The organism is Dechloromonas aromatica RCB (assembly GCF_000012425.1).
In genome coordinates this window covers 4,082,011-4,104,909 of sequence record NC_007298.1, presented here as the reverse complement: position 1 = coordinate 4,104,909, position 22,899 = coordinate 4,082,011, and the positions used below count along the sequence as shown (strand labels likewise).

Annotated in this window: 23 protein-coding genes; 10 read left to right on the top strand and 13 right to left on the bottom strand. The window is 62.6% G+C overall.

Annotated elements, in window-relative coordinates; all coding sequences use genetic code 11:
* The first annotated feature begins 72 nt into the window (after positions 1-72).
* From DARO_RS19495 to DARO_RS19455, 9 genes are all read left to right on the top strand, one after another.
* The gene (locus DARO_RS19495) at positions 73-1,578 is read left to right on the top strand and encodes an aromatic/alkene/methane monooxygenase hydroxylase/oxygenase subunit alpha (protein ID WP_011289544.1); all 1,506 of its coding nucleotides are present in this window, start codon (positions 73-75) and stop codon (positions 1,576-1,578) included.
* A 63-nt stretch (positions 1,579-1,641) separates the two neighbouring features.
* Positions 1,642-1,908: a toluene-4-monooxygenase system B family protein gene (locus DARO_RS19490; protein WP_011289543.1), complete on the top strand. Its 267-nt coding sequence runs from the start codon at positions 1,642-1,644 to the stop codon at positions 1,906-1,908.
* A gap of 47 nt (positions 1,909-1,955) precedes the next feature.
* Positions 1,956-2,291, top strand: a complete 336-nt coding sequence (locus DARO_RS19485) for a monooxygenase system ferredoxin subunit (RefSeq protein WP_011289542.1) — start codon at positions 1,956-1,958, stop codon at positions 2,289-2,291.
* A 163-nt stretch (positions 2,292-2,454) separates the two neighbouring features.
* Complete coding sequence (locus DARO_RS19480) at positions 2,455-2,769, top strand: MmoB/DmpM family protein (RefSeq protein ID WP_041225276.1); 315 nt, start codon at positions 2,455-2,457, stop codon at positions 2,767-2,769.
* Positions 2,770-2,825: 56 nt separating this feature from the next.
* On the top strand, positions 2,826-3,812 hold the full coding sequence (locus DARO_RS19475) for an aromatic/alkene monooxygenase hydroxylase subunit beta (RefSeq protein WP_011289540.1): 987 nt from the start codon (positions 2,826-2,828) through the stop codon (positions 3,810-3,812).
* A 72-nt stretch (positions 3,813-3,884) separates the two neighbouring features.
* Positions 3,885-4,901: a 2Fe-2S iron-sulfur cluster-binding protein gene (locus DARO_RS19470; RefSeq protein WP_011289539.1), complete on the top strand. Its 1,017-nt coding sequence runs from the start codon at positions 3,885-3,887 to the stop codon at positions 4,899-4,901.
* Positions 4,902-4,968: 67 nt separating this feature from the next.
* Positions 4,969-6,363: an outer membrane protein transport protein gene (locus DARO_RS19465; protein ID WP_011289538.1), complete on the top strand. Its 1,395-nt coding sequence runs from the start codon at positions 4,969-4,971 to the stop codon at positions 6,361-6,363.
* 185 nt (positions 6,364-6,548) lie between these two features.
* On the top strand, positions 6,549-9,440 hold the full coding sequence (locus DARO_RS19460) for an ATP-binding protein (protein ID WP_011289537.1): 2,892 nt from the start codon (positions 6,549-6,551) through the stop codon (positions 9,438-9,440).
* Positions 9,437-10,063 (top strand): response regulator, encoded by a 627-nt coding sequence (locus DARO_RS19455; protein ID WP_011289536.1) that lies wholly within the window; start codon positions 9,437-9,439, stop codon positions 10,061-10,063. Before DARO_RS19460 ends, DARO_RS19455 begins: the two co-directional genes overlap by 4 nt.
* Positions 10,064-10,080: 17 nt before the next feature.
* Here the strand turns inward: DARO_RS19455 and DARO_RS19450 are convergent, their stop codons facing one another.
* The 11 genes from DARO_RS19450 to DARO_RS19400 all read right to left on the bottom strand — a co-directional run bounded on the left by DARO_RS19450 (position 10,081) and on the right by DARO_RS19400 (position 19,499).
* On the bottom strand, positions 10,081-11,685 hold the full coding sequence (locus tag DARO_RS19450; RefSeq protein WP_497463004.1) for a methyl-accepting chemotaxis protein: 1,605 nt from the start codon (positions 11,683-11,685) through the stop codon (positions 10,081-10,083).
* 219 nt (positions 11,686-11,904) lie between these two features.
* On the bottom strand, positions 11,905-12,339 hold the full coding sequence (locus DARO_RS19445) for a tautomerase family protein (RefSeq protein ID WP_011289534.1): 435 nt from the start codon (positions 12,337-12,339) through the stop codon (positions 11,905-11,907).
* A gap of 15 nt (positions 12,340-12,354) precedes the next feature.
* Positions 12,355-13,119: an SDR family oxidoreductase gene (locus DARO_RS19440; protein WP_011289533.1), complete on the bottom strand. Its 765-nt coding sequence runs from the start codon at positions 13,117-13,119 to the stop codon at positions 12,355-12,357.
* Positions 13,116-14,180 (bottom strand): 4-hydroxy-2-oxovalerate aldolase, encoded by a 1,065-nt coding sequence (gene dmpG / locus DARO_RS19435; RefSeq protein WP_011289532.1) that lies wholly within the window; start codon positions 14,178-14,180, stop codon positions 13,116-13,118. The genes DARO_RS19440 and dmpG overlap by 4 nt, the downstream gene beginning before the upstream one ends.
* Entirely contained in the window at positions 14,177-15,094 is a 918-nt protein-coding gene (locus DARO_RS19430; RefSeq protein ID WP_011289531.1) for an acetaldehyde dehydrogenase (acetylating), read from the bottom strand. Before DARO_RS19430 ends, dmpG begins: the two co-directional genes overlap by 4 nt.
* Positions 15,095-15,109: 15 nt before the next feature.
* Positions 15,110-16,579 carry a 2-hydroxymuconic semialdehyde dehydrogenase gene (locus DARO_RS19425; protein WP_011289530.1) on the bottom strand — a complete coding sequence of 490 codons (1,470 nt, stop codon included), beginning with the start codon at positions 16,577-16,579 and terminating at the stop codon, positions 15,110-15,112.
* A gap of 108 nt (positions 16,580-16,687) precedes the next feature.
* Entirely contained in the window at positions 16,688-17,623 is a 936-nt protein-coding gene (locus tag DARO_RS19420; RefSeq protein WP_011289529.1) for a catechol 2,3-dioxygenase, read from the bottom strand.
* Between the two features lie 66 nt (positions 17,624-17,689).
* Positions 17,690-18,490 (bottom strand): 4-hydroxy-2-oxoheptanedioate aldolase, encoded by an 801-nt coding sequence (gene hpaI, locus DARO_RS19415; RefSeq protein WP_011289528.1) that lies wholly within the window; start codon positions 18,488-18,490, stop codon positions 17,690-17,692.
* Positions 18,491-18,673: 183 nt separating this feature from the next.
* On the bottom strand, positions 18,674-19,105 hold the full coding sequence (locus DARO_RS19410; protein ID WP_011289527.1) for a PAS domain S-box protein: 432 nt from the start codon (positions 19,103-19,105) through the stop codon (positions 18,674-18,676).
* Positions 19,098-19,289: a hypothetical protein gene (locus DARO_RS19405; protein WP_011289526.1), complete on the bottom strand. Its 192-nt coding sequence runs from the start codon at positions 19,287-19,289 to the stop codon at positions 19,098-19,100. The genes DARO_RS19410 and DARO_RS19405 overlap by 8 nt, the downstream gene beginning before the upstream one ends.
* Positions 19,290-19,292: 3 nt before the next feature.
* Positions 19,293-19,499: a DUF3079 domain-containing protein gene (locus DARO_RS19400; protein ID WP_041225275.1), complete on the bottom strand. Its 207-nt coding sequence runs from the start codon at positions 19,497-19,499 to the stop codon at positions 19,293-19,295.
* Positions 19,500-19,582: 83 nt separating this feature from the next.
* Here DARO_RS19400 and DARO_RS19395 point away from each other — a divergent pair, with 83 nt between their 5' ends.
* A complete protein-coding gene (locus tag DARO_RS19395) occupies positions 19,583-19,864 on the top strand; it encodes an EAL domain-containing protein (RefSeq protein ID WP_041224546.1) in 282 nt (93 codons plus the stop codon).
* Between the two features lie 48 nt (positions 19,865-19,912).
* Here DARO_RS19395 and DARO_RS19390 read toward each other — a convergent pair whose 3' ends face one another.
* Positions 19,913-20,815 (bottom strand): LysR family transcriptional regulator, encoded by a 903-nt coding sequence (locus DARO_RS19390; RefSeq protein ID WP_011289524.1) that lies wholly within the window; start codon positions 20,813-20,815, stop codon positions 19,913-19,915.
* Between the two features lie 13 nt (positions 20,816-20,828).
* Complete coding sequence (locus tag DARO_RS19385; RefSeq protein WP_011289523.1) at positions 20,829-22,505, bottom strand: sigma-54-dependent Fis family transcriptional regulator; 1,677 nt, start codon at positions 22,503-22,505, stop codon at positions 20,829-20,831.
* Positions 22,506-22,899: the final 394 nt, after the last annotated feature.

Sequence of the window (22,899 nt, the reverse complement as noted above, 5' to 3'; positions counted from 1 at the left end):
TTTCGGGCGAACAAGATCGCTTTGATTCGGGAATGGCGGGCCCCCAAGTCCTGCTGTAAAGAGGAGACATAGATGGCTGTGCTTAATAGAATGGACTGGTACGACCTGGCCAGGACTACCAACTGGACGCCCAAGTACGTGACCGAAGATGAACTCTTCCCGCCACTGTTGGCAGGGGATTTCGGTCTGCCGCAAAACGCCTGGGAAAAATACGACGAGCCGTACAAGCAGACCTACCCGGAATACGTGAAGGTCCAGCGCGACAAGGATGCCGGTGCCTACTCGGTGAAAGCTGCGCTGGAGCGTAGCCGGATTTACGAAAATGCCGATCCGGGCTGGAAGTCGGTCATGAAGGCCCACTACGGCGCCATCGCCCGCGGCGAATATGCCGCGGCCAGTGCCGAGGCCCGCATGATGCGCTTCTCCAAGGCGCCGGGCATGCGCAACATGTCGACGCTGGGTTGTCTGGATGAAATCCGCCACGGCCAGATGCAGCTCTACTTCCCGCACGAGCACGTCTCCAAGGATCGTCAGATGGACTGGGCCTTCAAGGCCTACGACACCAACGAGTGGGCGATGATCGCGGCCCGTCACTTCTTCGACGACATCATGATGACCCGCGACGCGATCAGCGTCTCGATCATGTTGACCTTCAGCTTCGAAACCGGCTTCACCAACATGCAGTTCCTCGGCCTGGCGGCCGATGCCGCCGAAGCGGGCGATCACACCTTTGCCAACCTGATCTCCAGCATCCAGACCGACGAGTCGCGTCATGCCCAGATCGGCGGCCCGGCGCTGAAGGTGCTGATCGAGAACGGCCACAAGGCCGAGGCGCAGAAGCGCGTCGACATCGCCGTCTGGGGCGCCTGGAAGCTGTTCTCGGTGCTGACCGGTCCGATCATGGATTACTACACCCCGCTCGAGCACCGCAAGCAGTCGTTCAAGGAATTCATGGAGGAATGGATCGTTGCCCAGTTCGAGCGCGCCCTGACCGACATGGGCCTCGATTTGCCCTGGTACTGGGACATCTTCCTGAAGGACATCGCCCAGACCCACCACGGCATGCACCTCGGCTCCTATTTCTGGCGCCCGACCCTGTGGTGGAACCCGGCCGCCGGCGTGACGCCGGACGAGCGGGCCTGGCTGGAAGAGAAGTATCCCGGCTGGAACGATACCTGGGGTCAGTGCTGGGATGTGTTCATCGACAACGTGGTCGACGGCAACATGGCCATGACCTATCCGGAAACCCTGCCTTACGTCTGCAACATGTGTCAGCTGCCGATCCTCGGCACGCCGGGCAAGGGCTGGAACGTCAAGGACTACCCGCTCGAATACAACGGTCGCCTCTATCACTTCGGTTCCGAAGTCGACCGCTGGGTCTTCGAGCAGGAGCCGGAACGCTACGCCGGCCACCTGTCCATCGTCGACCGTTTCCTGGCCGGGATGATCCAGCCGATGGATCTGGGCGGGGCGCTGCAGTACATGAACTTGGCGCCCGGCGAGATCGGCGACGACGCCCACAACTATGCCTGGGCCGAAGTGTACCGGGCCATGCGGGCTGCCAAGAAGGCTGGCTGATCACCGTCCATGCAAGCCGGCGCCGCCAGGCGCCGGCATCAAAAAACAGAGGAGATTATTGAAATGGCGTTGTTTCCATTGACATCCAACTTCGAAGGCGACTTCGTCCTGCAACTGGTCGCCGTCGATAGCGAAAACACCATGGATGAAGTCGCTGCTGCAGCGGCACATCATTCCGTCGGCCGTCGTGTTCGTGCCCGTCCGGGTCAGATCCTGCGGGTCCGCCGCCAGGGGGGCGAGGAGTTTCTGCCGCGCACCATGCGGGTTTCCGAATCCGGCCTGAAGCCGACCGAAACCGTCGAAATCATCTGGGAGGCCCCGAAGCACTAAGTGCTGCCGGCGGCGCCACCCGAATCAGGAAATAACAGGAGGCAGGAATGGGTTTCAAAAAGGTATGCACGCGCGACGACCTCTGGGAAGGGGAAATGGAGTCGTTCGAGGTCAATGGCCAGGAGATTTTGCTGGTCTGTGCCGAAGGCGGTGACATCAAGGCTTTCCAGGGCATCTGCCCGCATCAGGACATTCCGCTGATCGATGGCACTTTCGATGGCCAGAAGATCATTTGCAAGGCGCATCTGTGGCAGTTCGACGCCTGCACCGGCAAGGGCATCAACCCTTCCGACTGCGCGCTGGCCGAGTACCCGGTCAAGCTGGATGGCGACGATGTGCTGGTCGAAACAGAGGGCATCGAGGCCCTGTTTGCCCATACCTGATTCCGGTCATTCCTCCACTTATTACAGGACGAGTCGCATGGGCATTTTGCAATGGCTGGGAGGCCTTTTCGGCGGCGGGCAAGCGCAGCCGCAACTGGCGTGCCCTTCCGGACTGGCGAGCGACATTGCTGCGCCAGACTTGAAAGAAAACGAGGAGAAGCAAATGAGCACCACGAGTTCCGCACAGGCCTATCACAACAATCTGGTCGGTCCGGTCATGCGGGCCGGTGATCTGGCCATGGCGGTCATCGAAGCAGCCAAGGTGGATAACCCGGGCAAGGAGGTCTTCGTTGACGACAAGCGGGCCTATATCCGCATTCACACCGAGCAGGAGATGGTGCTGCACCGCGAAACCATCGAGGAAGAGCTCGGCCGCCCGTTCAAGATGAACGACCTGGAAGTCGACCTGAGTTCCTTCGCCGGCCAGATCGAAAGCGGTGACAACAGCATCCGCTTCTATTTCATGAAAAAGATGTAAGCGCGGCCCGAGCGCAGCGCCGGCCAGCCAATACCCAAAATCGAGGAGACAAGAGAATGTCCGAAACCCAAGTACTGAAGCCGCTCAAGACGTGGAGCCATCTCGCCGCCCGCCGTCGCAAGCCGAGCGAATACGAGATCGTCAGCGCCAACCTGCATTACAACGACAAGCGCCCCGACTCGCCGTACGAACTCGACCCCAACATGTTCATGAACCAGTGGTACAAGAAGAACACCTTCGGTACCGCGCTCAAGCATCCCGACTGGAATGCCTTCCGCGACCCGGAAGAAGTGGTCTATCGCACCTACAACATGATGCAGGACGGTCAGGAAACCTACGTTTTCGGCCTGTTCGACCAGTTCAACCAGCGCGAGCACGACCTTGCCCTCGATCCGCGCTGGGCCGGCACGCTGGCTCGTTTCTACACGCCGTCGCGCTACCTGTTCCATACCGTGCAGATGGCTTCGGCCTATGTCGGCCAGGTCTCGCCGGCCAGCACGATCACCAACTGCAACTACTTCCAGATGGCCGACAGCTTCCGCTGGCTGAGCCACACGGCCTACCGCACCAAGGAACTGTCGCAGGTCTTCACCGACAAGGGCTTCGGCACCGACGAACGCACCTACTGGGAAAACGATCCGGTCTGGCAGGGCTTCCGCGAACTGATGGAAAAGACGCTGACCGTCTGGGATTGGGGCGAAGCGATTGTCGTCCTCAATCTGGTCGCCAAGCCAGCCATCGACGAAGCCGTCTTGCGCAGGCTGGGCGAGTCGGCCCGCCACAACGGCGACACGCTGCTCGGTCTGGTGACCGATGCGCAGCTGATCGACGCGGCCCGCCATCGCCGCTGGATTTCCGCGCTGGTCAAGATGGCGCTGGAAACCCCGGGCAACCTGGAACTGATCCAGGGATGGATCGCAAAGTGGGAACCGCTGGCCGACAAGGCCATCGAGGCCTACTGCGCCCCCTTGCCGGATGTGGCCGGTGGTGCCGAGGCAGCCAAGGCGGCAACGCGCGACTTCCGCCGTTCGCTCGGCCTGTAATCCACAGGTCGCTTGCCGCCGGAGCGGTGCCCGCGGGTGCCGCTCCGGCCTGACCTTCGACTTTGAGCTGCCATGACCGAAGCCACGATTTTCAACGAGAAAGACGGTTCGTCCTGCCTGCAGGCCGAGGGCGACACCATCCTGCGTGCCGCCTTGCGGGCGGGGCAGGGCTATTCCTACGAATGCAACTCCGGCGGCTGCGGCGGCTGCAAGTTCGAACTCGTCAGCGGCGAGATCGAGACCTTGTGGGCCGATGCGCCGGGCTTGACTGACCGTGACCGCAAGCGCGGTCGACATCTGGCCTGCCAGTGCCGGGCCTGTGGCCCGGTCACGATCAAGGCGGCCAGCGCGGCGGAATACCAGCCGAAGATTCCGCCCCGGCGCCAGCGCGCCCATTTGCTCGCGACGCGGGATATTACCCACGATATCCGCGAGTTCCGCTTCCTGGCTGAACAGGCGGCGGATTTCCTGCCCGGCCAGTTCGCCATGCTCGATCTGCCCGGCATCGAGAGCTCGCGGGCCTATTCGATGGCCAATACCGGCAACGGGCAGCGCGAATGGCACTTCCAGATTCGCCGTGTCCAGCACGGCCACGGCACCCACGTGTTGTTCGACAAACTGGCGGTGGGCGATGAAATCGGCCTCGATGGGCCGTATGGCGTGGCCTACCTGCGGCGCGCCGCGCCGCGCGATCTTGTCTGCGTGGCCGGCGGTTCCGGGCTGGCGCCGATGGTTTCGATTGCCCGCGGGGCCGTCGAGTCCGGGCTGCTGGCCGACCGCAAGCTCTACTTTTTCTACGGGGCGCGGACGCCGCGTGATGTCTGTGGCGAATCGCTACTCCGCACGCTGCCGGGCTTTGGCGACCGGATCATCTATATCCCGGTCGTTTCACTGCCCGGCGACGACGGCGAATGGTCGGGCGAAACCGGCTACGTGCACGACACCGTGGCCCGCGCGCTGCCGGATGCGCTGGCCAGCTACGAGTTCTATTTCGCCGGCCCGCCGCCGATGACCCAGGCGCTGCAGGAACTGCTGATGGTCGGCCACAAGGTGCCTTTCGAACAGATTCATTTCGACCGCTTTTTTTAATGGTTCACGGCAAAGGGCACGGGGATTCATCGTGTCCGCAATTTCAACAACAAAGGAGATGATGGGGATGACGACAAGAAAAATCATGGCCTCGGTGCTGGTTTCGGGTCTGGCCGGCTTTAGCAGCCTGGCGCAGGCGACTGATGTGTTCCGCCTGGAAGGTTACGGCGCGGTATCGCGCGGTATGGGTGGTACGGCGGTCGCCCACGATGTCGGCCCGGCCGGCATGATGACCAATCCGGCCACGCTGTCGCTGATGCAGGAGGGCGACCAGGTCATGGGCGGGCTGGATCTGGTGACGACCGACATCGAGGTCAGGAACAAGAACACCGGCGAGCGCGTTTCGTCGGGCGAACACGCCAGTAACCGGGGGCCGTATGCTGCGCCGGAGCTGGCCTATACCAAACGCTTCGGCGACTGGGCGGTGGGCGTCGGGGCTTTTGCCCAGGGCGGCCTCGGCACCGAATACGGTACCGGTAGCTTCCTGTCGAGAGCGGTCGGTGGACTCAACACCGGCCTCGATAATTCCAGCCGCCTGCTGGTCCTGAACATTCCCTTTGCCGCGAGTTTCAAAGTCAGCGAAAAACTGGCCGTCGGCGGCAGCTTCGATGCGATGTGGCAGGGCCTGAACCTGAACCTGCTGCTCGGCGCCGATCAGGTCGGCAGCCTGCTGAGCTCCGGCCGGGCGACCGGTACCCTGGTGCCGGTTCTGGGTGGCCTGCCTGATCTGCGCGGCGCTCACTTCAGCCTGACCAAGAACCAGCCGCTGGGCAGCGGCGTCGATGCCTGGGGCTACAGCGGCAAGCTGGGCATGATCTACAAGGCAACCCCGGAGACGACACTGGGCGCCTCCTATACCTTCAAGAGCCAGATGGACGACATGGAGGGTGGTGCCACCCTGACGGCGGTGGACGGCATTGCCGGCCAGATTCCGCTGAAGGGCAAGATCAAGATCCAGGATTTCCAGATGCCGGCCCATCTCGATCTCGGCTTCAACCAGCGCCTGTCGGCACAATGGACGGTCGCGGTCGATGTCTCGCAGGTCTTCTGGAAGGATGTGATGAAGGACATCAAGGTGGCCTTCGTGGCTGACCCGAGCGCGGCCGTGCCGACCGGCGGCACGCTCAATATCCTGCTGCCGCAGGACTACAAGGATCAGACCATCCTGTCCCTGGGCACGGCCTACGACCTGAGCGATCAGCTGACGCTGCGCGGCGGTCTGCGTTTCGCGACCCAGGCCTTGCGCTCCTCGACGCTGTTTGCGGTGATCCCGGCCACGCCGAGAACGCATTTGTCGGCCGGCCTGACCTATGCCCTGTCGAAGCAGAGCAAGATCGATTTCGCCTACTCCCACGCCCTCAAGGAAACGATGGATAACAGCAGCCTGCCGAACACCTCCGATCCGATTCAGGTCAAGCACGCACAGAACAACGCGACCATCAATTTCCGCTATAACTTTTGATCCGCTTTAACCCCCCCTCCTCCTTGGGTTGGGCGAGTTCGCACTCGCCCTTTTTTGCTTGCGGGACAGGGCAGGGCAGGCCTTGCAGAAGCGCTTTTTGCTCGTATAGTCGAAGGATGGTTTCCGCGAACCGGAGCCGGGTGACGTGATGCGTCCCCCGGCTCGGTTCGCCTTGGGGAACGATCATGACTTCGGAAAACGCAATGCCCAACAAGGAAATGCAAGCCTCCGTCAAAGGAGTGACACTGGTGCCTGACGATGCCACGGAGGTTCGTCGGCAGAAACTGGCGCGCATCATTCTCGATGCGATGTACCAGTTCCTCGGCCTGCTCGATGTCGACGGCACGGTGCTCGAGATCAACCGGGCCGCGCTGGAAGGGGCCGGTATCTGCCTCGATGAGGTGATCGGCAAGCCGTTCTGGGAGGCACGCTGGTGGGCCATCTCCGAAGAGGCCCGCAATCGCGTGCGGAGCATGGTCGAGCAGGCCAGGAATGGCGAATTCGTCCGTTGCGACATCGAGATTTTTGGCGATTTGCAGGGCAAGAAAAGCATCTTCGTGGACTTTTCCCTGACGCCGATCCGCGACGATGCCGGGCGGGTCGCCTTTTTGCTGCCGGAAGGGCGGAACATCACCGAAAAGATCGCCATCGAGGCCGAACTGACGCGCAAGAACGGCGAACTGCAGCTGGCACTGGAGAAGCTGCGGGAAATCGATGGCTTCAAGACCAAGTTCTTCGCCAACGTCAGCCACGAACTGCGGACGCCGCTGGCGCTGATCCTCGGGCCGGTCGATCAAATGCTGCGCGAGTCCGAGCAACTGGGGGAGCGGGAACGCTTCCGTCTGACCACGATCAAGCGCAACGCCCAATCCCTGCACCAGCAGGTGAATGACTTGCTCGATCTGGCCCGTATCGATGCCCAGCAAATGCCGCTGGCCTACGTCTGCGTCAATGTCGTCGCCCTGCTCCGGGAGGTCGCGGCCGGGTTTGCCGCTGCCGCCGAAGAGCGGGCCATTTCGCTGATTATCGAGGGGGCGGACGAGCTTCAGGCCGACGTCGACCGGGCCAAGTTCGCCCGGGTGCTGGCCAACCTGCTGTCCAATGCCTTCAAGTTCACCCCGGCCGGCGGGCGCATCTGCTGTTCGATCACCCGCGTCGCCAACGACCGCTTCCTGCTCAGCGTGCAGGACAACGGGCCCGGCGTGCCGCCGCCGATGAAGCAGCAAATCTTCGATCGCTTCGCGCAGGGGCAGGGCGGCCTCTCCGGCATCGGCAGCGGGCTTGGCCTGAATATCGTCAAGGAATTCGTCGAACTGCATTTCGGAACGGTGGTCGTTCTCGATGCACCGGGCGGCGGGGCGATCTTCCAGGTCGAGATGCCGAAGCGGGCGCCCAACGGCGTCTTCGTGCGCGAAAGCGGCGAGGGCATCGGCCTGGTCACGCCGCAGGATATCGATTTCCTCGAGCCGTCGAGCCACCCGGCCAGCGCCTACAAGTCAGGCACGCCACGCATCCTGGTCGTCGAGGACAATCCCGATCTGCGCCATTTCCTCTACGACGTGCTGATCGACGATTACAACGTGACGCTGGCCGCCAACGGCGCCCTCGCCCTGACCTCGGCACTGGAAGATCCGCCGGATCTGGTGATCACCGATTTGATGATGCCGCATTTCGATGGCGAGCAATTCGTCCGCGAACTGCGGACCAGCGGCTGCTTCCCGAATCTGCCGGTCCTCGTGCTGTCGGCCCGGGCCGACGATGCCCAGCGGGAAACGCTGCTCGAAGAGCTGGTTCAGGACTACCTGACCAAGCCGTTTTCTCCGCAGGAACTGCGGGCGCGCGTGCGCAATCTGGTCACGGTCAAACGGACCGTCGACATCCTGCAGAAGGAACTCAATACCCAGGCTTCGGACGTCGGCGAACTGACGGCCGGCCTGGTCGCCAGCCGTAAATCGCTGCAGGACAGTCTGGTCGCGCTGCAGATCTCGGAGCGGCGCTGGCAGGGGCTGTACCGGAATTCCGCGGTCGGCATTGCGCTGGCCGACCGGGAGGGACGTATCCTGAAAGCCAATCCCGCCTTGCAGCAGATGCTCGGCTACAGCGAAGCGGAGATTGTCGGCGTATCGTTCATCGACATTTCGGACGAGTCCCAGCGCGCCATGACCCTGCGCAATGTGCACGGCCTGTTCGATGGCAGCATTGACCACTACCATGTGCAGAAACGCTACGAAAGAAGGGACGGCAGCTTCCTCTGGGCCAATGTCAGCGCCTCCCTGATTCCGGCGGTCGATGTGGAAGGGCCGAGGCTGGCGGTCATCGTCGAGGATGTCAGTTCGCGCAAGGAGGCGGAGAGCGCGCTGGCCGCAACGCAGACCGAACTGGCCCGGGTGTCGCGCTTCACCGCGATGGGCGAACTGGTCGCCTCGATTGCCCACGAGGTCAACCAGCCGCTGTCGGCGATCGTCACCAACAGCCAGGCCGCCCTGCGCTGGCTGGCCCGCGAAACGCCGGATTATCAGGAAGTGGTTGCCGCCCTGAACCGGGTCAATCGCGATGCCAGTCTGGCCGGGGAGGTCATTGCCCGTATCCGCAACTTTCTCAGCATGGGCGGCATGCAGCGCGAGCGACTGGTCGTCCGCCCCATCCTCGAGAACCTGCTGCAGATGTTGCAGACCATGTTGCAGGAGGCCGACGTCGAGGTTGATCTGCGGATTGCCCCGGGCTTGCCCGATCTGCTGGCCGATCCGGTCCAGTTGCAGCAGGTGCTGCTCAATCTGGTGGTCAACGCGGTCGATGCGATGCGCGAGGAGAAGGAGCGGGCGCGCCGCTTGAGCATATCGGTCAGTGCAGACACGGCCGGCAGCGTCCTGTTTTCAGTCAGCGATACCGGTCCGGGCATCCCGCCCGACAAGGCGGCGAAGATCTTCGATGCCCTGTTCTCGACCAAGAGCCGTGGCCTGGGCATGGGCCTGGCCATCAGCCGATCCATCGTCGAAAACCACGGCGGGCGCCTGCGGCTGGTGCCTGAGGCCGCCGGTGGTGCTCATTTCGTGTTCAATATTCCGGTCCAACCATGACAAACCACACTGCGTCGCTCGTCCCCACCGTCTACGTCGTCGATGACGATGCCTCGATCCGGGAATCTCTGAGCAGCCTGATTCGCTCGGCCGGCATGGCCGTCGAAGTCTTCGCTTCCCCGCTCGAATTCCTGGCCCGGGACAAACTCAGCGATTTCGCCTGCATCGTCCTCGATGTGCGCATGCCGGAAATGGACGGGCTGGCACTGCAGGAAAGGCTGGCCGAACACGCCCGGGAAATTCCGATCATCTTCATCACCGGCCATGGCGACGTGCCGCTGGCCGTGCGGGCCATGAAAGCCGGCGCCATCGATTTCCTGAACAAGCCGTTCAACGACACTGACCTGTTGCAGGCCATCTCCGTTGCCCTGTCACGGGTCAGCGCCAGTTCGCAGGAGCGCATGGAAGTGGCCGACCTGCGCGCCCGCTTCGAAACCCTGACGCCGCGCGAGAAGCAGATCCTGTTCGCGGTGGCCCAGGGCAAGCTGAACAAATGCATCGCGCAGGATCTGGATGTGACCGAAAGCACCGTCAAGGTGCACCGGCACAACGTGATGGCCAAGATGCACATCAAGTCGGTCGCCGAATTGGCGCTGGCCATCCAGCGCCTGAAACCGCAATGAAGCTTGTCGGGCTTGCGTCAGGCCTGGACCTTGAACGAGCCGACCGATGATTTGAGCCGTTCGGCCAGTTGATCGAGCCCCCGGGCCGCATCGAGGCTGATGCCCAGGCTGGCCGATGTCGCCTCCAGGCCAGCTGCGATGTTTTCCATGTTGCGGGCGATGTTGTTGGAGGCGGACGCCTGTTCCTTGACCGACAGGCTGATCTCATCCACGCCCAGGCTGGCCGCTTCGACCCGCTCGATGGCTGTGCCCAGGGCACCCAGTGTCCTGCTCATGTTTTCCTGGCTGTGCTGCAAGGTTTCGACGCCGCGCTCGACCGATTTCGATACCGACAGGGAATTCTCGGCCAGCAGTTTGGTCAGGTTTTCGATGTCCATGCCCGAGCGGCCCGACTGTTCGGCCAGCTTGCGCACCTCGTCGGCGACCACGGCAAATCCGCGTCCCGATTCGCCGGCGCGGGCGGCTTCGATGGCCGCATTCAGGGCGAGCAGATTGGTTTGTTCCGCAATCGCCTTCACCTGCTGGGTCAGTACCGAAATCGACCCGGTATTGCGCATGAAGGCTTCGGTCGTGCTGCGTATTTCCTCGACGGCGTTCTGGATTTCCTGAATATTGGCATCGAGCTGTCCCATATTCCGCCAGCCATCCCGGCTGCTGTGCAAGCTTTCGTCAGAGAGGGCCCTGACTTCGCTCGCCCGGTCGGATACCGAGGCAATGCTGGTCGCCAGTTGTTCGATCGTGCTGGAAATGGCCGCCACATCGTCGCTCTGGTCACGCATCTTTTCGGCGCCGGTTTCCGATTGCTGGCGCACCGTGCTGGCCGTTTCGGCAATCAGATGGGCATCCCGCCGGGCATCGTTGACCAGCAGCGACAGGCTCTCGCTCATGTGGCCGAGCGCTCGCATCAGCTTGGCGGATTCATCCTGGCCGACCACGTCGGTCTGCGCCGTCAGATCGCCGGATGCTACCCGTTGCGCCGTGGTGACGGCCAGCGCGAGCGGTTTGAGCGTTCGCCGCCGCAGCGCAACGGCGGTCAGAATCAACAGCAGGGAACAGGACAGGGTGAGCAGGGAGACCGAGACCTTGATGAAGGTTGCGGCTTCCGACGTGAGCGGGGCGAATGCCCGCGAGTTCTGCATCACGGCATCCATGCCCGGGCGAAGCTTTTCCGCCAGCTCGACGGGCACCGGGCCGGATTGGACCGGCGATCCGGCAATGATGGCCAGCATGCCGTCGACGTCAACAATGTCCTTTTGCGGCAGATCGATCAGGGGACCGAAGCCCAACCAGCGCAGCAGCTGTTGCTCGATCCCGAACACTTCGTTATCGGCGCGCACCGCCAGGAGGCGGGCATCGCGAAGGCGACCGACAAGATCTTCCAGCCGGGTATCAGCGGCGTTCTTTGCCGCCTGCTCCACGTTGCCGAGTGCGGCATCGATGCGCAGCGCCAGCTCCATGTGGTTGCGTTCCAGGAAGTGGAAGGTGGCGGCTTTCCCCATTAGCCGGTTGCCGTAGGCGGTGACCAGTGCCACCGCAATGATGACGCCGATGGCCAGGGAAAATCGCTGCCGCAGCGACCAGCGTCCCTCGCTGAAAAGCCCGCCGATACCGTTCAATCTCACTGCCCCTTTTGGTGAATATCGCGCTGTTGCGCGAAAAGCAAATCGTTATTTATTACGTTGAATTTTGTGCCGTCATTTCCTGCCGACGGCACTGTGCGCGGCCATGGGCGAGTTTCACTCAGCACCCTTGGGGCCGGAAACGAGACTAAATGAAGCAGGACAAGCGGCCTATTAGACTTTGGTTTAGTTTTCCTCGTTTAGCCGCACAGGCAGGGCGGATCAGCCGTTATTCCGGCGCGCTGCGAGTTCGGCGGCGCGGCGGATGCTGGCTGGCACGCCGCCAATCCCCCAACGGTCGGGGTGGGCGTGTTCGATATGGACCCGGATGCGCTCTGCATCGACCTCCATCAGGCGGGCGGTGATGGCGGTCAGTTCGGCGATCACGCGGTGCAGTTGTTCGACCGTGCGGCCTTCCATCAGGATCATCCGGATGAAGGGCATTTCCGCCTCGTGGCGCGGGGTATGCGCGAGCACTTCGCTGGCCGGATCGCCGCAGATGCCCCACAGTTCAGGGTCGATTTCGGTGACCCAGACTTCGAGGCGATCCATCGGCGCAGCGAGGATTTCCGACAGGGCATGCGAGGTTTCGCGAATCCAGCTTTTGAGGTTTTCGCGCGGGTGGCCGGTGAGGACGTGCAGGTTGGCGACGGGCATGTTTTTCTCCGTGGTTTAGGGCAGGCCGCGGCGGCGACCGGCGTCGAGCATCAGGCTGGAACCGGTCATGGCGTCGGCTTCAGGGGCGAGCAGCAAGGTCACCGCCCAGGCGATCTGCTCCGGTGTGCTGAGAATGCCGAGCGAGGATTCGGCGCGCATTTCGTCGAGGACTTCGTCGGTGCTGCAGTTGCGCTGTTCGGCGCGGGTGGCGGCGACGCGGCGCAGGCGGTCGGTGTCGGCCGGGCCGGGGACGATGGTGTGGGCGGTGATGCCGCGCGGGCCGTAGGCCATGCTGAGCTGGCGGACGACGTTGAGGATGGCGGCGTTGGCGACGCCGGCTGCCGCCGCATAAGCCGTCGGCTCCAGGCCGTAGTGGCCGCCGATGGCGACGATACGCGAACCGGCAGAAAGACGGGCATCGGCTGCCCGGACCAGACGTAGCAGGCCGCCGACCTTGATATTGACGGCATCGACCATCGATTCGGTCGGCGCGGTCAGGATGCCGCCGGCGACGGCCACGCCGGGGCCATGCACGACCATCCGTACGGGCTTGTCGATGGCGGCGGCAATGGCCGTGATGGCTGAATCGCTGGCGATGTCGGCCACGCAGGCACGGACGCCGGGGTGTTGAGCGGTCATCGCCTGCAGGCTATCGGCCGTACGGGCCACGGCAATGACGCCGAGGCCGGCAGCAAGCAGGCGCTGGGTGATGGCAGTGCCGAAGGCGCCAGTGGCGCCAACCAGAATGGCGCACTCGTCTCGATCCGCGTAGGGCTTCATGGTGCGACTCCTGCGGTGGCATCCTTCAGCAGGCCGCGCTCCTTGGCCATGGTCATCGCGGTGTCGATGATCATGTCTTCCTGGCCGCCGATCATCTTCTTGCGGCCGAGTTCAACCAGGATGTCGCGGGCCGGAATGCCGAAGCGCTGGGAGACCCGGTTGGTGTGCAGCAGGAAGGTGGAATAGACGCCGGCAAAACCCAGGGTCAGCGACGAGCGGTCGACGCGGACGATGTGGTCCATGATCGGGAAGATGATGTCCTCAGCCATGTCCATCAGCTTGAACAAGTCGCAGCCGGTTTCGATGCCCATCCGTTCGCAGACGGCAACAAAGGCTTCGAGCGGCGTGTTGCCCGCCCCGGCGCCCAGCCCGCCGACCGAGGCATCGATGCGGCTGGCCCCGGCCTCGATGGCGGCGATGGAGTTGGCGATACCCATGCCCATGTTGTGATGGCCGTGGAAACCGATCTCGGTTTCCGGCTTCAGCACATCGCGCAGGGCGCTGACCCGTGCCTTGACGTCGCCGGGCAGCATGTAGCCGGCCGAGTCGGTGATGTACACCGTCTGCGCGCCGTAGGATTCCATCAGCTTGCCTTGCTGGGCCAAGCCTTCCGGCGTGTTGAGGTGAGCCATCATCAGGAAGCCGGTGCTATCCATGCCCAGCTTGCGGGCGAAGGCGATGTGCTGTGGCGAGGTGTCGGCCTCGGTGCAGTGGGTGGCGACATGCACGCTGCGGGCGCCGCAGTCGTAGGCCGATTGCAGCTCGCGCATGGTGCCGAGGCCGGGCAGCAGCAGCACGGAAACCTTGGTCTGCTTGACGGCACCGCACACCGCTGCCAGATAGGCTTCGTTGCTGTGCGGCGCGAAGCCGTGCTGCAGCGAATTGCCGCCGAGGCCGGCGCCGTGCGTGACCTGGATATAGGGGACACCGGCTTCGTCGAGCGCGGTGGCGATGGTGACCATCTGTTCGATCGACATCTGCTCGCGCTTGGCGTGCATGCCGTCGCGCAGGCACATGTCGTGGACGGTGACCTTGCGGCCTTTCAGATTCACTTCACTCATACTGCCATCTCCACGGGCTTGAGCTGGATGGTGCCGGCCAGGATTTCCTCGGCGAACATTTCGGCGGTGCGCGTGGCGGCCGCGGTCATGATGTCGAGGTTGCCGGCGTACTTGGGCAGGTAGTCGCCGAGGCCGGCCACTTCCATGAAAACGGTGACGCGCTTGCCGTCGAACAGCGGGCCATTGACCAGACGGTAGCCGGGCACGTACTTCTGCACTTCCTTGATCATCGCCAGTACCGATTCGATGATGCGCGGCTCGTCAGGTTCCTCGTCGGTCAGGCAGGAGATGGTGTTGCGCATCATCATCGGTGGGTCGGCCGGATTGATGATGGCCAGTGCCTTGCCCTTACGGGCGCCGCCGACGATCTCGATGGCGTTCGAGGTGGTGTAGGTGAATTCGTCGAGGTTGGCGCGGGTGCCGGGGCCGATGGACTTCGACGCCAGGCTGGCGACGATCTCGCCATACGACACCGACTGAATGCGCGAGATGGCATGGACGATGGGGATGGTTGCCTGACCGGCGCAGGAGATCATGTTGACGTTCATCTCCAGCTTCTCGGTGTGTTCCTTGAGGTTCACCGGCGGCACGCAGAGCGGGCCGATGGCCGCCGGCGTCAGGTCGATCATCATGACGCCCAGTTCGTTCAGCTTGCGCGAGTTCTCGGCGTGGACATAGGCTGAGGTGGCATCGAAGGCGATCTGAATGTTGTCTTCGAGTACGTGCGGCAGCAGGCCGTCGACGCCGGCAGCGGTGGTCTTCAGGCCCATCTCGCGGGCGCGCGCCAGGCCTTCGGATTCCGGGTCGATGCCGACCATCCACACCGGTTCAAGGACAGGGCTGCGCTGTATCTTGTAAATCAGGTCGGTGCCGATGTTGCCGGAGCCGATCAGGGCGCATCGTATTTTTTTCATGGTGGCCTCTTGGGTTTAGAGCTTGATGCAGACGTTGCGGGTTTCGGTATAGAACTCGAGCGAATGGACACCGCCTTCGCGGCCGATGCCGGACTGCTTTGAGCCGCCGAAGGGCGTGCGCAGGTCGCGCAGGAACCAGCTGTTCACCCAGGTGACGCCGACTTCGACGCGCTCGGCGACGCGATGGGCGCGCGACAGGTTCTCGGTCCAGATCGTGGTCGCCAGGCCGTAGTCGTTGGCGTTGGCGAGTTCGATCACTTCTTCTTCGCTGTCGAAGGGGCGGATGTGGCAGCACGGGCCGAAGATTTCCTCGCGCACCACGGCGGCGGTTTCCGGCAAGCCAGTCCAGATGGTCGGCTGCACCCAACTGCCACCGGCCAGCTCGGCCGGCATGTCGGGCACGCCGCCGCCGGTGACGACTGTCGCCCCTTCGTCGACTGCTTTCTTGTAATACGACAGTACCTTGTCGCGGTGTTCCTGGCTGATCAGCGGGCCGTAAGTGCTGGTGTGGTCTTCCGGGCGGCCATAGCGCACACCTTCGACCTTCGCCTTCAGCGCCTGCACGAAGTTTTCGAATATCGGCCGCTCGACATAGACGCGCTCGGTGCCCAGGCAGACCTGCCCGGTGTTGAGGAAGGCGGAGCGGAAGATGCCATCGACCGCTGCCTCGAAATTGCAGTCGGCGAAAACGATGCCGGCATTCTTGCCGCCCAGTTCGAAGGACACGTCGCGCATGCCTTCGGCGGCGGCCTTCATGATCGCCGTGCCGGTGCGAGTTTCGCCGGTGAAGGTGATGGCATCGACGCCCGGATGCTGGGTCAGGTAAGCGCCGGCCGAATCGGGGCCGAAGCCGTTGATCACGTTATAGACGCCCTTGGGAATGCCGACGCTGTTCATCACCTCGCCGAGCAGCGTGGCGGTCAGCGGGGTTTCCTCTGAAGGCTTGACCACCACGGTGTTGCCACAGGCTAGTGCCGGGCCAACCTTCCAGGTCATCAGCAGGAAGGGCGCATTCCACGGCGAGATAACGCCGATCACGCCCTTCGGATTACGGATCGCGTAGTTCAGTGCGCCCTTACCGTCTGGCGTCGCCATGCGGAAGGATTCGGCGGCAACGTTCTTGATCACGTCGGCGAACACCTTGAAGTTGGCCGCGCCGCGCGGAATGAAGACATGCGTCTGGACGTGCGAGGGCTGGCCGGTATCGGCCATTTCGGCAGCGACGAAATCATCGAAGCGGCGGGTGATTTCGTTGGCCACACCATAGAGCAGGTCGACGCGCTGGTCGGTGCTCAGCTTGCCCCATTCACCCTTCAGCGCAGCACGGGCAGCGGTGACGGCGGCATCGACATCGGCCTGGCCGGCTTCGGCGATGTGGGCGATGACGCGGCCGTCAACCGGCGAACGCTTGTCGAAATAGCGGGGATCGGGCGAAGCGGTGAATTCGCCGTTGATGAAATGGTGGATTCTTTGCGGTTGGCTCATGGCGTGTTCCGGAAAATGAAAGGCGTACAAAACCTTCGCCAGTCGATGACTGCGCGTTGCAGGGGGAATGCAGAAGGGGCGGCTGCTTGAGTCAGCCGCCCGTAACGATCAAGTCACGACGGTGAGGAAGGTTTCGTGCAGCTTGCGTTGCGGGTAGTCCAGGCCGCCGCCGGCACCCAGGCCGTCGAAAGTCCAGGTCGTCGGCTCATAATCGGGATAGGGCTGGTAGCCGCCCATGAAGGTCTCGAAGCGGTTGCCGGACGGGTCGAAGGCGTAGATGGTGCAGCCGCGGGTGATGCCGTGGCGGGTCGGGCCGATGTCGATCGGCACGTTGTTCATCGACATGATGTCGCTGGCGCGCAGCACTTCTTCCCAGGTGTCGAGCAGGAAGGACAGGTGATGCAGCTTGCCCGGCTCCGGGTGTTCGACGAAGGCGATGTCATGCACCTTGTGCGAGCAGGAGAGCCAGATCGCGGCGTTGGCTTCGTTATCCGGAGCGAGCACGCGCTCGACCAGGTAGAAACCGAGCACGTCGGTGAAAATCTTCTGCACTTCGGCGATGTTCGGGCCGTAGAGCAGGCAGTGGTCGAGGCGAACCGGCGCGATGCCGTTTTCCGATGCCTTGGTCCACGGCGCCGGGTTCTGCACCTGCAGACCGTTGCCGACGGCTTTTTTCTCGGCATAGAGTTCGATCAGGTGACCGGACGGAATTTCAAAGCGCACGCGCTCGCCGGTTTCCAGCATTTCGCCGGCCGGGATGCGCTCGGTCTTCAGGCCATAGGCGCGCAGATCGGCTTCCATCTTGTCCAGGGTTGCCTTGTCGCGCACCTTGAAACCGAAGAAATCGAGTCCGGCGCGGTCCGCCTGGCGCAGCACGACGCTGTTGTGGTCGCGCTCGTCCCAGCATTTCAGATAAACCCGCCCCTGCGCATCGCGCCCGGTTTCCACCATGCCGAGAATGTCGCGGTAGTGGTGGACTGCCTCCTCGAGATCAAGAACCCGGATCGCCCCGTGTCCGGGACGTAAAACGCCTGTCATTGCCATTGTCTACACTCCTTTGGTTATCAAATGGGCCATTCGTCGATGGCTTTGGTTTTTGAATCTGTCTGCCTAATACGAACCGGGGATGCCGGCTGGAAATGCCTCCGGCTTGTAGCTCCGGCATAGCGCCGTGGTCGCTGCGGTGAGCAGCAGCGCATCGATGCCGACCGCGACAAAGTTGGCACCGGCACCCATGTAGCGGGTGTTGAGCTCCCGGTCGCTGCACAGCACGCCGCCGGCCTTGCCGGCTGTTCGTGTGCGGTGCAGGCCATCCTCGATGGCGGCGACGATTTCCGGATGCGTCGACTGGCCGAGATAGCCGTAGGAAGCGGCGAGGTCGGCCGAGCCGAAAAACACCCCATCCACCCCGTCGACCGCCAGGATGCTGTCGAGTTGTTCGTAGCCGGCCCGCGTCTCGACCTGCACCAGCAGGCACATCTGGTCATTGGCCAGATGGGCATAGTTGTCGATGCGGCCCCAGCGCGATGCTCGGGCCAGCGCGCTGCCGACGCCGCGAATGCCGGCCGGCGGATAGCGCATGGCCTCGACCAGTCCGCGGGCCTGTTCGGCCGATTCGACCATCGGAATGAGCAGGGTCTGGACGCCGGTTTCCAGCAGTTGCTTGATCAGTACATGATCGCCCTGTGGCGGGCGGACCACCGGCTGGGTCGGGTAGGGCGCCAGCGCCTGCAATTGCGACAGGATGCTGCGCAGGTCGTTGGGGCCGTGTTCGGCGTCGATCAGCAACCAGTCAAAACCTGCCCCGGCGCAGATTTCGGCGCTGAAAGTCTCGCCCAGGCCGAGCCACAGCCCGATCTGGTCGCGGCCGGCGCGCAGAGCGCTCTTGAACTGGTTGTTGGGTATTTGCATCGCCACTCACCTGAAATTGATCGTCCCGGGAAAACGTCGGATGGCTCCCGGGGATGTTCAGATCAATTAAACGTGATGCGTGTGATACCGTCCAATACCGTTGGAATTGCTTGGTGATACGGAAAAGGTATGCCTTGGCTGGCTATTGGAGGAAGTTCGTGCCGCCGATCGCAGGGCGACGGCCTAGCCAGTCGGCTCGCCGGCTTTCGCCGTGGCCTTCTCGCGCTGCACTCTCTCCGTCGCGTCCCTGGCCATGGCGACCGAGCCGAGGACCTTGCCGAGTTCGTCGGTGACCAGCGAAAAGCTCATCTCGACGTATAGCCGGGCGCCAGATTGGTGCTTGGCCCGGGTCAGCGTCGGCCGGCCGTGCAGGCGCGTGGTGCCTCGCATGAACGCCGCTTCGAAGCCACGCCAGTGGGCGGCCCGCAGCTCCTCCGGGATAATCAAGTCGAGGCTCTGTCCGTTGGCCTCGGCGCATTGGTAGCCGAACAGGATCGTGGCTGCCTTGTTCCATCGCTCGATGACGCCCTGACGATTGGAATAAATGAGCGCGTCGGCGGTTTGTTCGAGTATCAGCTCGGCCAGCGAGGAAACTTGTCGCGAGTCTTCATTCATGATCCGCTCCATCGATTTTTGATTGCCGTGCCTGTTTTTCGCGCAGGCGCTCATTTTTCTCGGCATTCGCGAACACATATCTGCCATGCAGCACGCAGCCTTTCATTCCCGGGTCGCACGAAAGCTTGTTCACCTTCTGGCACACGCCGTTCAATTCATGCGGGCAACCCCAGGAACCGGCCATCGCTCAATCCGCCTTTTCATCGGCCGGCGAATCGTCGGCAACGATGCCCCAGTCGCCCCACTGGTACCAGTCCTCGCCGAGCATTTCGGCGGGATGCTGGGTACGGCCAGAGCCATTGCCGCATTGCAGGGAATTCACTGAGCAGTATTTATCGCAGCCCCAACAGGTTCGCTCCGGATGTTTCGGATTCAGGGGAAACTTTTTGGCCATTTCGGCTGATTTGAAAAATCCCGGCTTGCTGCTCATTTTCGCGACCTCGCCATGATTCCAGCCAGGTTTCAGCTGGATATTAGTTGACTATATTACTCAGCTTCTACGGCGCGGATTTGATCTCCATCACAAATCGGCGTCGAACCTTCGAAGCAGGTCGGCTCGGCTTGTCAGTCGTTGCCGAAGGCGTCGAAACCGAAGCGCAACAGCAGTTCCTGGCGAATATTGGCTGCGACGTGTTACAGGGCTTTCTGTTTGCTCGCCGGCTGCCAACGGCAGAGCTCGAGGCCTGGCTGATTCACCGATACGGTTCTGATCCTCCCTCTCTGTCAGGCTTTGAAAAAGTATCGACGTTAATACAATGAACAACAGCCCCTTCAAGATGCTTGCCTGATTGAGCTGTGTCACATTGCTCAGTGTCGCCCCTCGTTCTTCGCCCTGAACTCCCGTATCGTCTGCAAAAAAGCCAGCAGGATCGGGGAGGTCTCGTCGGTGCGGTAGATGCAGCTGAGATCGACGACGGCGTCCGGGGCGTTGGCCAGGCGGCGGTAGACGACGCCGGGAACGCTCAGGCTGGTGGCGGCTTCGGGAACCAGGCTGAGGCCGAAGCCGGCGGCGACCAGGGCGACGCTGGTCGGGGCATCGCCGACTTCCTGGGCGACGTTGGGTTCGAAGCCTTCGTTGGCACACAGCGACCACACCTTGTCGATGAAGCTGGGGCGCGCGCCGCTGGGGAAGAGGATCAGCGGCTGGCCGGCCAGCTCCTTGAGCAGGATGGCCGCCTTGGCCGCCAGGGGATGCTTTTCGTTGACGGCAACCACGATGCTTTCGAGCATGACCGGCTCCGACGAAATGTCGGGCAAGGGCGCCAGCATGCGGTTGAAGCCGGCCATGATGCGGTGTTGGCGCAGGGCTTCGATCTGCTCTTTCTTGCTCATCTGGTGCAGGGCGATCTGCACGTCCGGGTGGCTGGCGCGGAAGGCGTGCAGCACTTTCGGAATGACGTCGAGGATGCCCGAGCCGAAAATGCCGATGTCCATCTTGCCGCGCTTGCCCTGGCCGGCCTCGCGGACGCGCTCGAGCGCCTGCTGCATCAGGTCGCGGATGTTGCGGGCATCGCGCAGCAGCATTTCGCCGGCCTGGGTCAGTTCGACGCCGCGCGCCGTGCGCAGGAAAAGCTGGGTGCCGAATTCTTCCTCGAGCTGCTGGATTTGCCGGGTCAGCGGCGGCTGCGAAATGTGCAGGCGGGTCGCGGCGCGACCGATGTTGAGTTCCTCGGCGACGGCGATGAAGTATTTGAGTTGCCTGAATTCCATGTCTGCCGCTCCGTCAGACGCCGTCCTTCTTTTTCAGGCGATATTGCAGTTGCGGCCGGGTGATGCCTAGCGTGCGGGCCGCGCCGGCCAGGTTGCCGTCAGCGCGTTTGACGGCCTCGTTGATCAGCTGGTTTCCCAGTTCCTCGAAACCAATGCCGCTGCTGAAAATGGCTTCGATCAGGCTATCCGGGGCACCGGGTTCCTGTTTTCGCTCCAGGCTGCCGGCCTGGGTGATCTGCGCTTCGCTGAAATCGCTTTCGGCGACATTGGCGAACAGGTGTTCCTGTTCGATCCAGCCGCCGTTGGGGGCGAGGATCATGCCGCGCTCGATCATGTTTTCCAGTTCGCGCACGTTGCCCGGCCACTGATAGCGCTTGATGGCCTGCATCGCCTTGTCGCTGACGCCGAGCAGTTTCTTTTCATAGAGCGTGCTGAAGCGGGCGAGCATGGCTTCGATCAGCAGCGGGATGTCGGCGATGCGTTCGCGCAGCGGCGGGATCTGGATCGGATAGACACTCAGCCGGTAAAAGAGATCGGAGCGGAAACGCCCGGCCTTGACGGCGGCCTGCAGGTCGACGTTGGTGGCGGCGACGAGGCGGATGTTCAGTTTGCGTACCCGGTCGTCGCCCAGGCGTTCGATCTCGCCTTCCTGCAGCACGCGCAGCAGCTTGGCCTGGGCGGCGAGCGGCAGTTCGCCGATCTCGTCGAGGAACAGGGTGCCACCGTCCGCCCGCTCGAACTTGCCCATGCGCGAGGTATGGGCGCCGGTGAAAGCGCCTTTCTCGACGCCGAACAATTCGGATTCGATCAGGTCATTGGGCATGGCCGCACAATTGACCGCGACGAACGGCCCCTGCTTGCGGTTGCTCATTTGGTGAAGTGTGCGGGCGAAGCGTTCCTTGCCGACGCCGGTTTCACCAAGCAGCAGCACGGTGACCTGGGTACCCGAGGCGCGGGTGACGAGGTCGTAGGCGTGCTGGAAGCCCTTGGAATTGCCCACCAGCTGGGGCGTCTGGGTCTGCTGCGAAATGGTGGTGCGCAGGTAGTCGACCTGGTGGCGCAGTTCCAGCAGATGGTTGAGCATCGAATCGGATTCGAAATAGCTGGCGTGCTGCTCGGCGTCTTCCCATTCTTCCAGCGGTTTGCCGACGATGCGGCAGTTGTTGTGGCCGCAGGCCACGCATTCAATTTCCTTGAACAGGATGAAACGCCCCATGAAGGCCGAGGTGTAGCCCGAGGCATAGCCGATCTGCGACCAGCAGACCGGTTCATCCGACTGCCCGAGTTCGCGCAGGTGGATGTCCTGCTCCCAGGAGTTTTCCCACAGGAACTCACCGGAGAAGGTGCCCTTGTCGAAATCGAGGTTCATGTGCACCGGCGTGACGCGCACGATACCTTCGAGCATGTGCAGTTGCGGGCCGGTGAAGAAGGCGTCCTGCATCGACAGGTTGCCGCGGATGCGCTTGGCCAGTTCGGCATCGCAGACACCGGCGGCGTAGCCCATGCGGGTCAGCAGGCGGCGGGCGTGTTCCTTGCCAACCGAGCCGACCAGTTCGCGGCGCAAGGCGCCGAGTGCCGAGGTATGCATGAGGACCATGCGGTTCTCGGCCAGCCAGATCGTTCCATCCTTTTCGCAAAACTTGACCAGATTGCGCAGGTCATTCGACTCGGGGTACTGAATGGTGGTCATCTTGTCTCTCTGTCACCGCTAACCCCTTCGCTGGGGGCAATCCGGCTATTTCTGGTGTTAACGCCTGCCGGTTTACCGCGGAATGGTCTGCTCCGGTAGATGATATTTTTTCTCGAGATTATTCCACGGTTTCTCTTTTCTGTGGGTTATTGCTCGTGCGGGCAGTCCCCGCCGACGTTCACTTTTTGCAGATGCCCGGGGGGATTCACCGGCTGCCCGGACTGCACTCCGTACGTACGCAGTAGCAGCGCCCGGGAGTTGATCATTTGATTAACCAGAACGAAATCAATTCATCGGATCGTAATTCTGCACTGCAGCAAAACGAGCCTCGTATTTTTGCGATCTCAATAAAAACAGCCACTTATCAAAGTGGCACGCTCCTTGATTAAGAGAA

Excerpts from the sequence above, each read along its gene's own strand:
- DARO_RS19465 (WP_011289538.1), top strand. The coding sequence starts at position 4,969 with ATGACGACAAGAAAAATCATGGCCTCGGTGCTGGTTTCGGGTCTGGCC.
- DARO_RS19480 (WP_041225276.1), top strand. The coding sequence starts at position 2,455 with ATGAGCACCACGAGTTCCGCACAGGCCTATCACAACAATCTGGTCGGT.
- DARO_RS19445 (WP_011289534.1), bottom strand. The coding sequence starts at position 12,339 with ATGCCCGTCGCCAACCTGCACGTCCTCACCGGCCACCCGCGCGAAAAC.
- DARO_RS19485 (WP_011289542.1), top strand. The coding sequence starts at position 1,956 with ATGGGTTTCAAAAAGGTATGCACGCGCGACGACCTCTGGGAAGGGGAA.
- dmpG (WP_011289532.1), bottom strand. The coding sequence starts at position 14,180 with ATGAGTGAAGTGAATCTGAAAGGCCGCAAGGTCACCGTCCACGACATG.
- DARO_RS19385 (WP_011289523.1), bottom strand. The coding sequence starts at position 22,505 with ATGACCACCATTCAGTACCCCGAGTCGAATGACCTGCGCAATCTGGTC.
- DARO_RS19400 (WP_041225275.1), bottom strand. The coding sequence starts at position 19,499 with ATGGCCAAAAAGTTTCCCCTGAATCCGAAACATCCGGAGCGAACCTGT.
- DARO_RS19495 (WP_011289544.1), top strand. The coding sequence starts at position 73 with ATGGCTGTGCTTAATAGAATGGACTGGTACGACCTGGCCAGGACTACC.
- DARO_RS19490 (WP_011289543.1), top strand. The coding sequence starts at position 1,642 with ATGGCGTTGTTTCCATTGACATCCAACTTCGAAGGCGACTTCGTCCTG.
- DARO_RS19460 (WP_011289537.1), top strand. The coding sequence starts at position 6,549 with ATGACTTCGGAAAACGCAATGCCCAACAAGGAAATGCAAGCCTCCGTC.
- hpaI (WP_011289528.1), bottom strand. The coding sequence starts at position 18,490 with ATGCAAATACCCAACAACCAGTTCAAGAGCGCTCTGCGCGCCGGCCGC.
- DARO_RS19430 (WP_011289531.1), bottom strand. The coding sequence starts at position 15,094 with ATGAAAAAAATACGATGCGCCCTGATCGGCTCCGGCAACATCGGCACC.
- DARO_RS19390 (WP_011289524.1), bottom strand. The coding sequence starts at position 20,815 with ATGGAATTCAGGCAACTCAAATACTTCATCGCCGTCGCCGAGGAACTC.
- DARO_RS19410 (WP_011289527.1), bottom strand. The coding sequence starts at position 19,105 with ATGAATGAAGACTCGCGACAAGTTTCCTCGCTGGCCGAGCTGATACTC.
- DARO_RS19420 (WP_011289529.1), bottom strand. The coding sequence starts at position 17,623 with ATGGCAATGACAGGCGTTTTACGTCCCGGACACGGGGCGATCCGGGTT.
- DARO_RS19440 (WP_011289533.1), bottom strand. The coding sequence starts at position 13,119 with ATGAAGCCCTACGCGGATCGAGACGAGTGCGCCATTCTGGTTGGCGCC.
- DARO_RS19475 (WP_011289540.1), top strand. The coding sequence starts at position 2,826 with ATGTCCGAAACCCAAGTACTGAAGCCGCTCAAGACGTGGAGCCATCTC.
- DARO_RS19455 (WP_011289536.1), top strand. The coding sequence starts at position 9,437 with ATGACAAACCACACTGCGTCGCTCGTCCCCACCGTCTACGTCGTCGAT.
- DARO_RS19470 (WP_011289539.1), top strand. The coding sequence starts at position 3,885 with ATGACCGAAGCCACGATTTTCAACGAGAAAGACGGTTCGTCCTGCCTG.
- DARO_RS19405 (WP_011289526.1), bottom strand. The coding sequence starts at position 19,289 with ATGGCCGGTTCCTGGGGTTGCCCGCATGAATTGAACGGCGTGTGCCAG.
- DARO_RS19425 (WP_011289530.1), bottom strand. The coding sequence starts at position 16,579 with ATGAGCCAACCGCAAAGAATCCACCATTTCATCAACGGCGAATTCACC.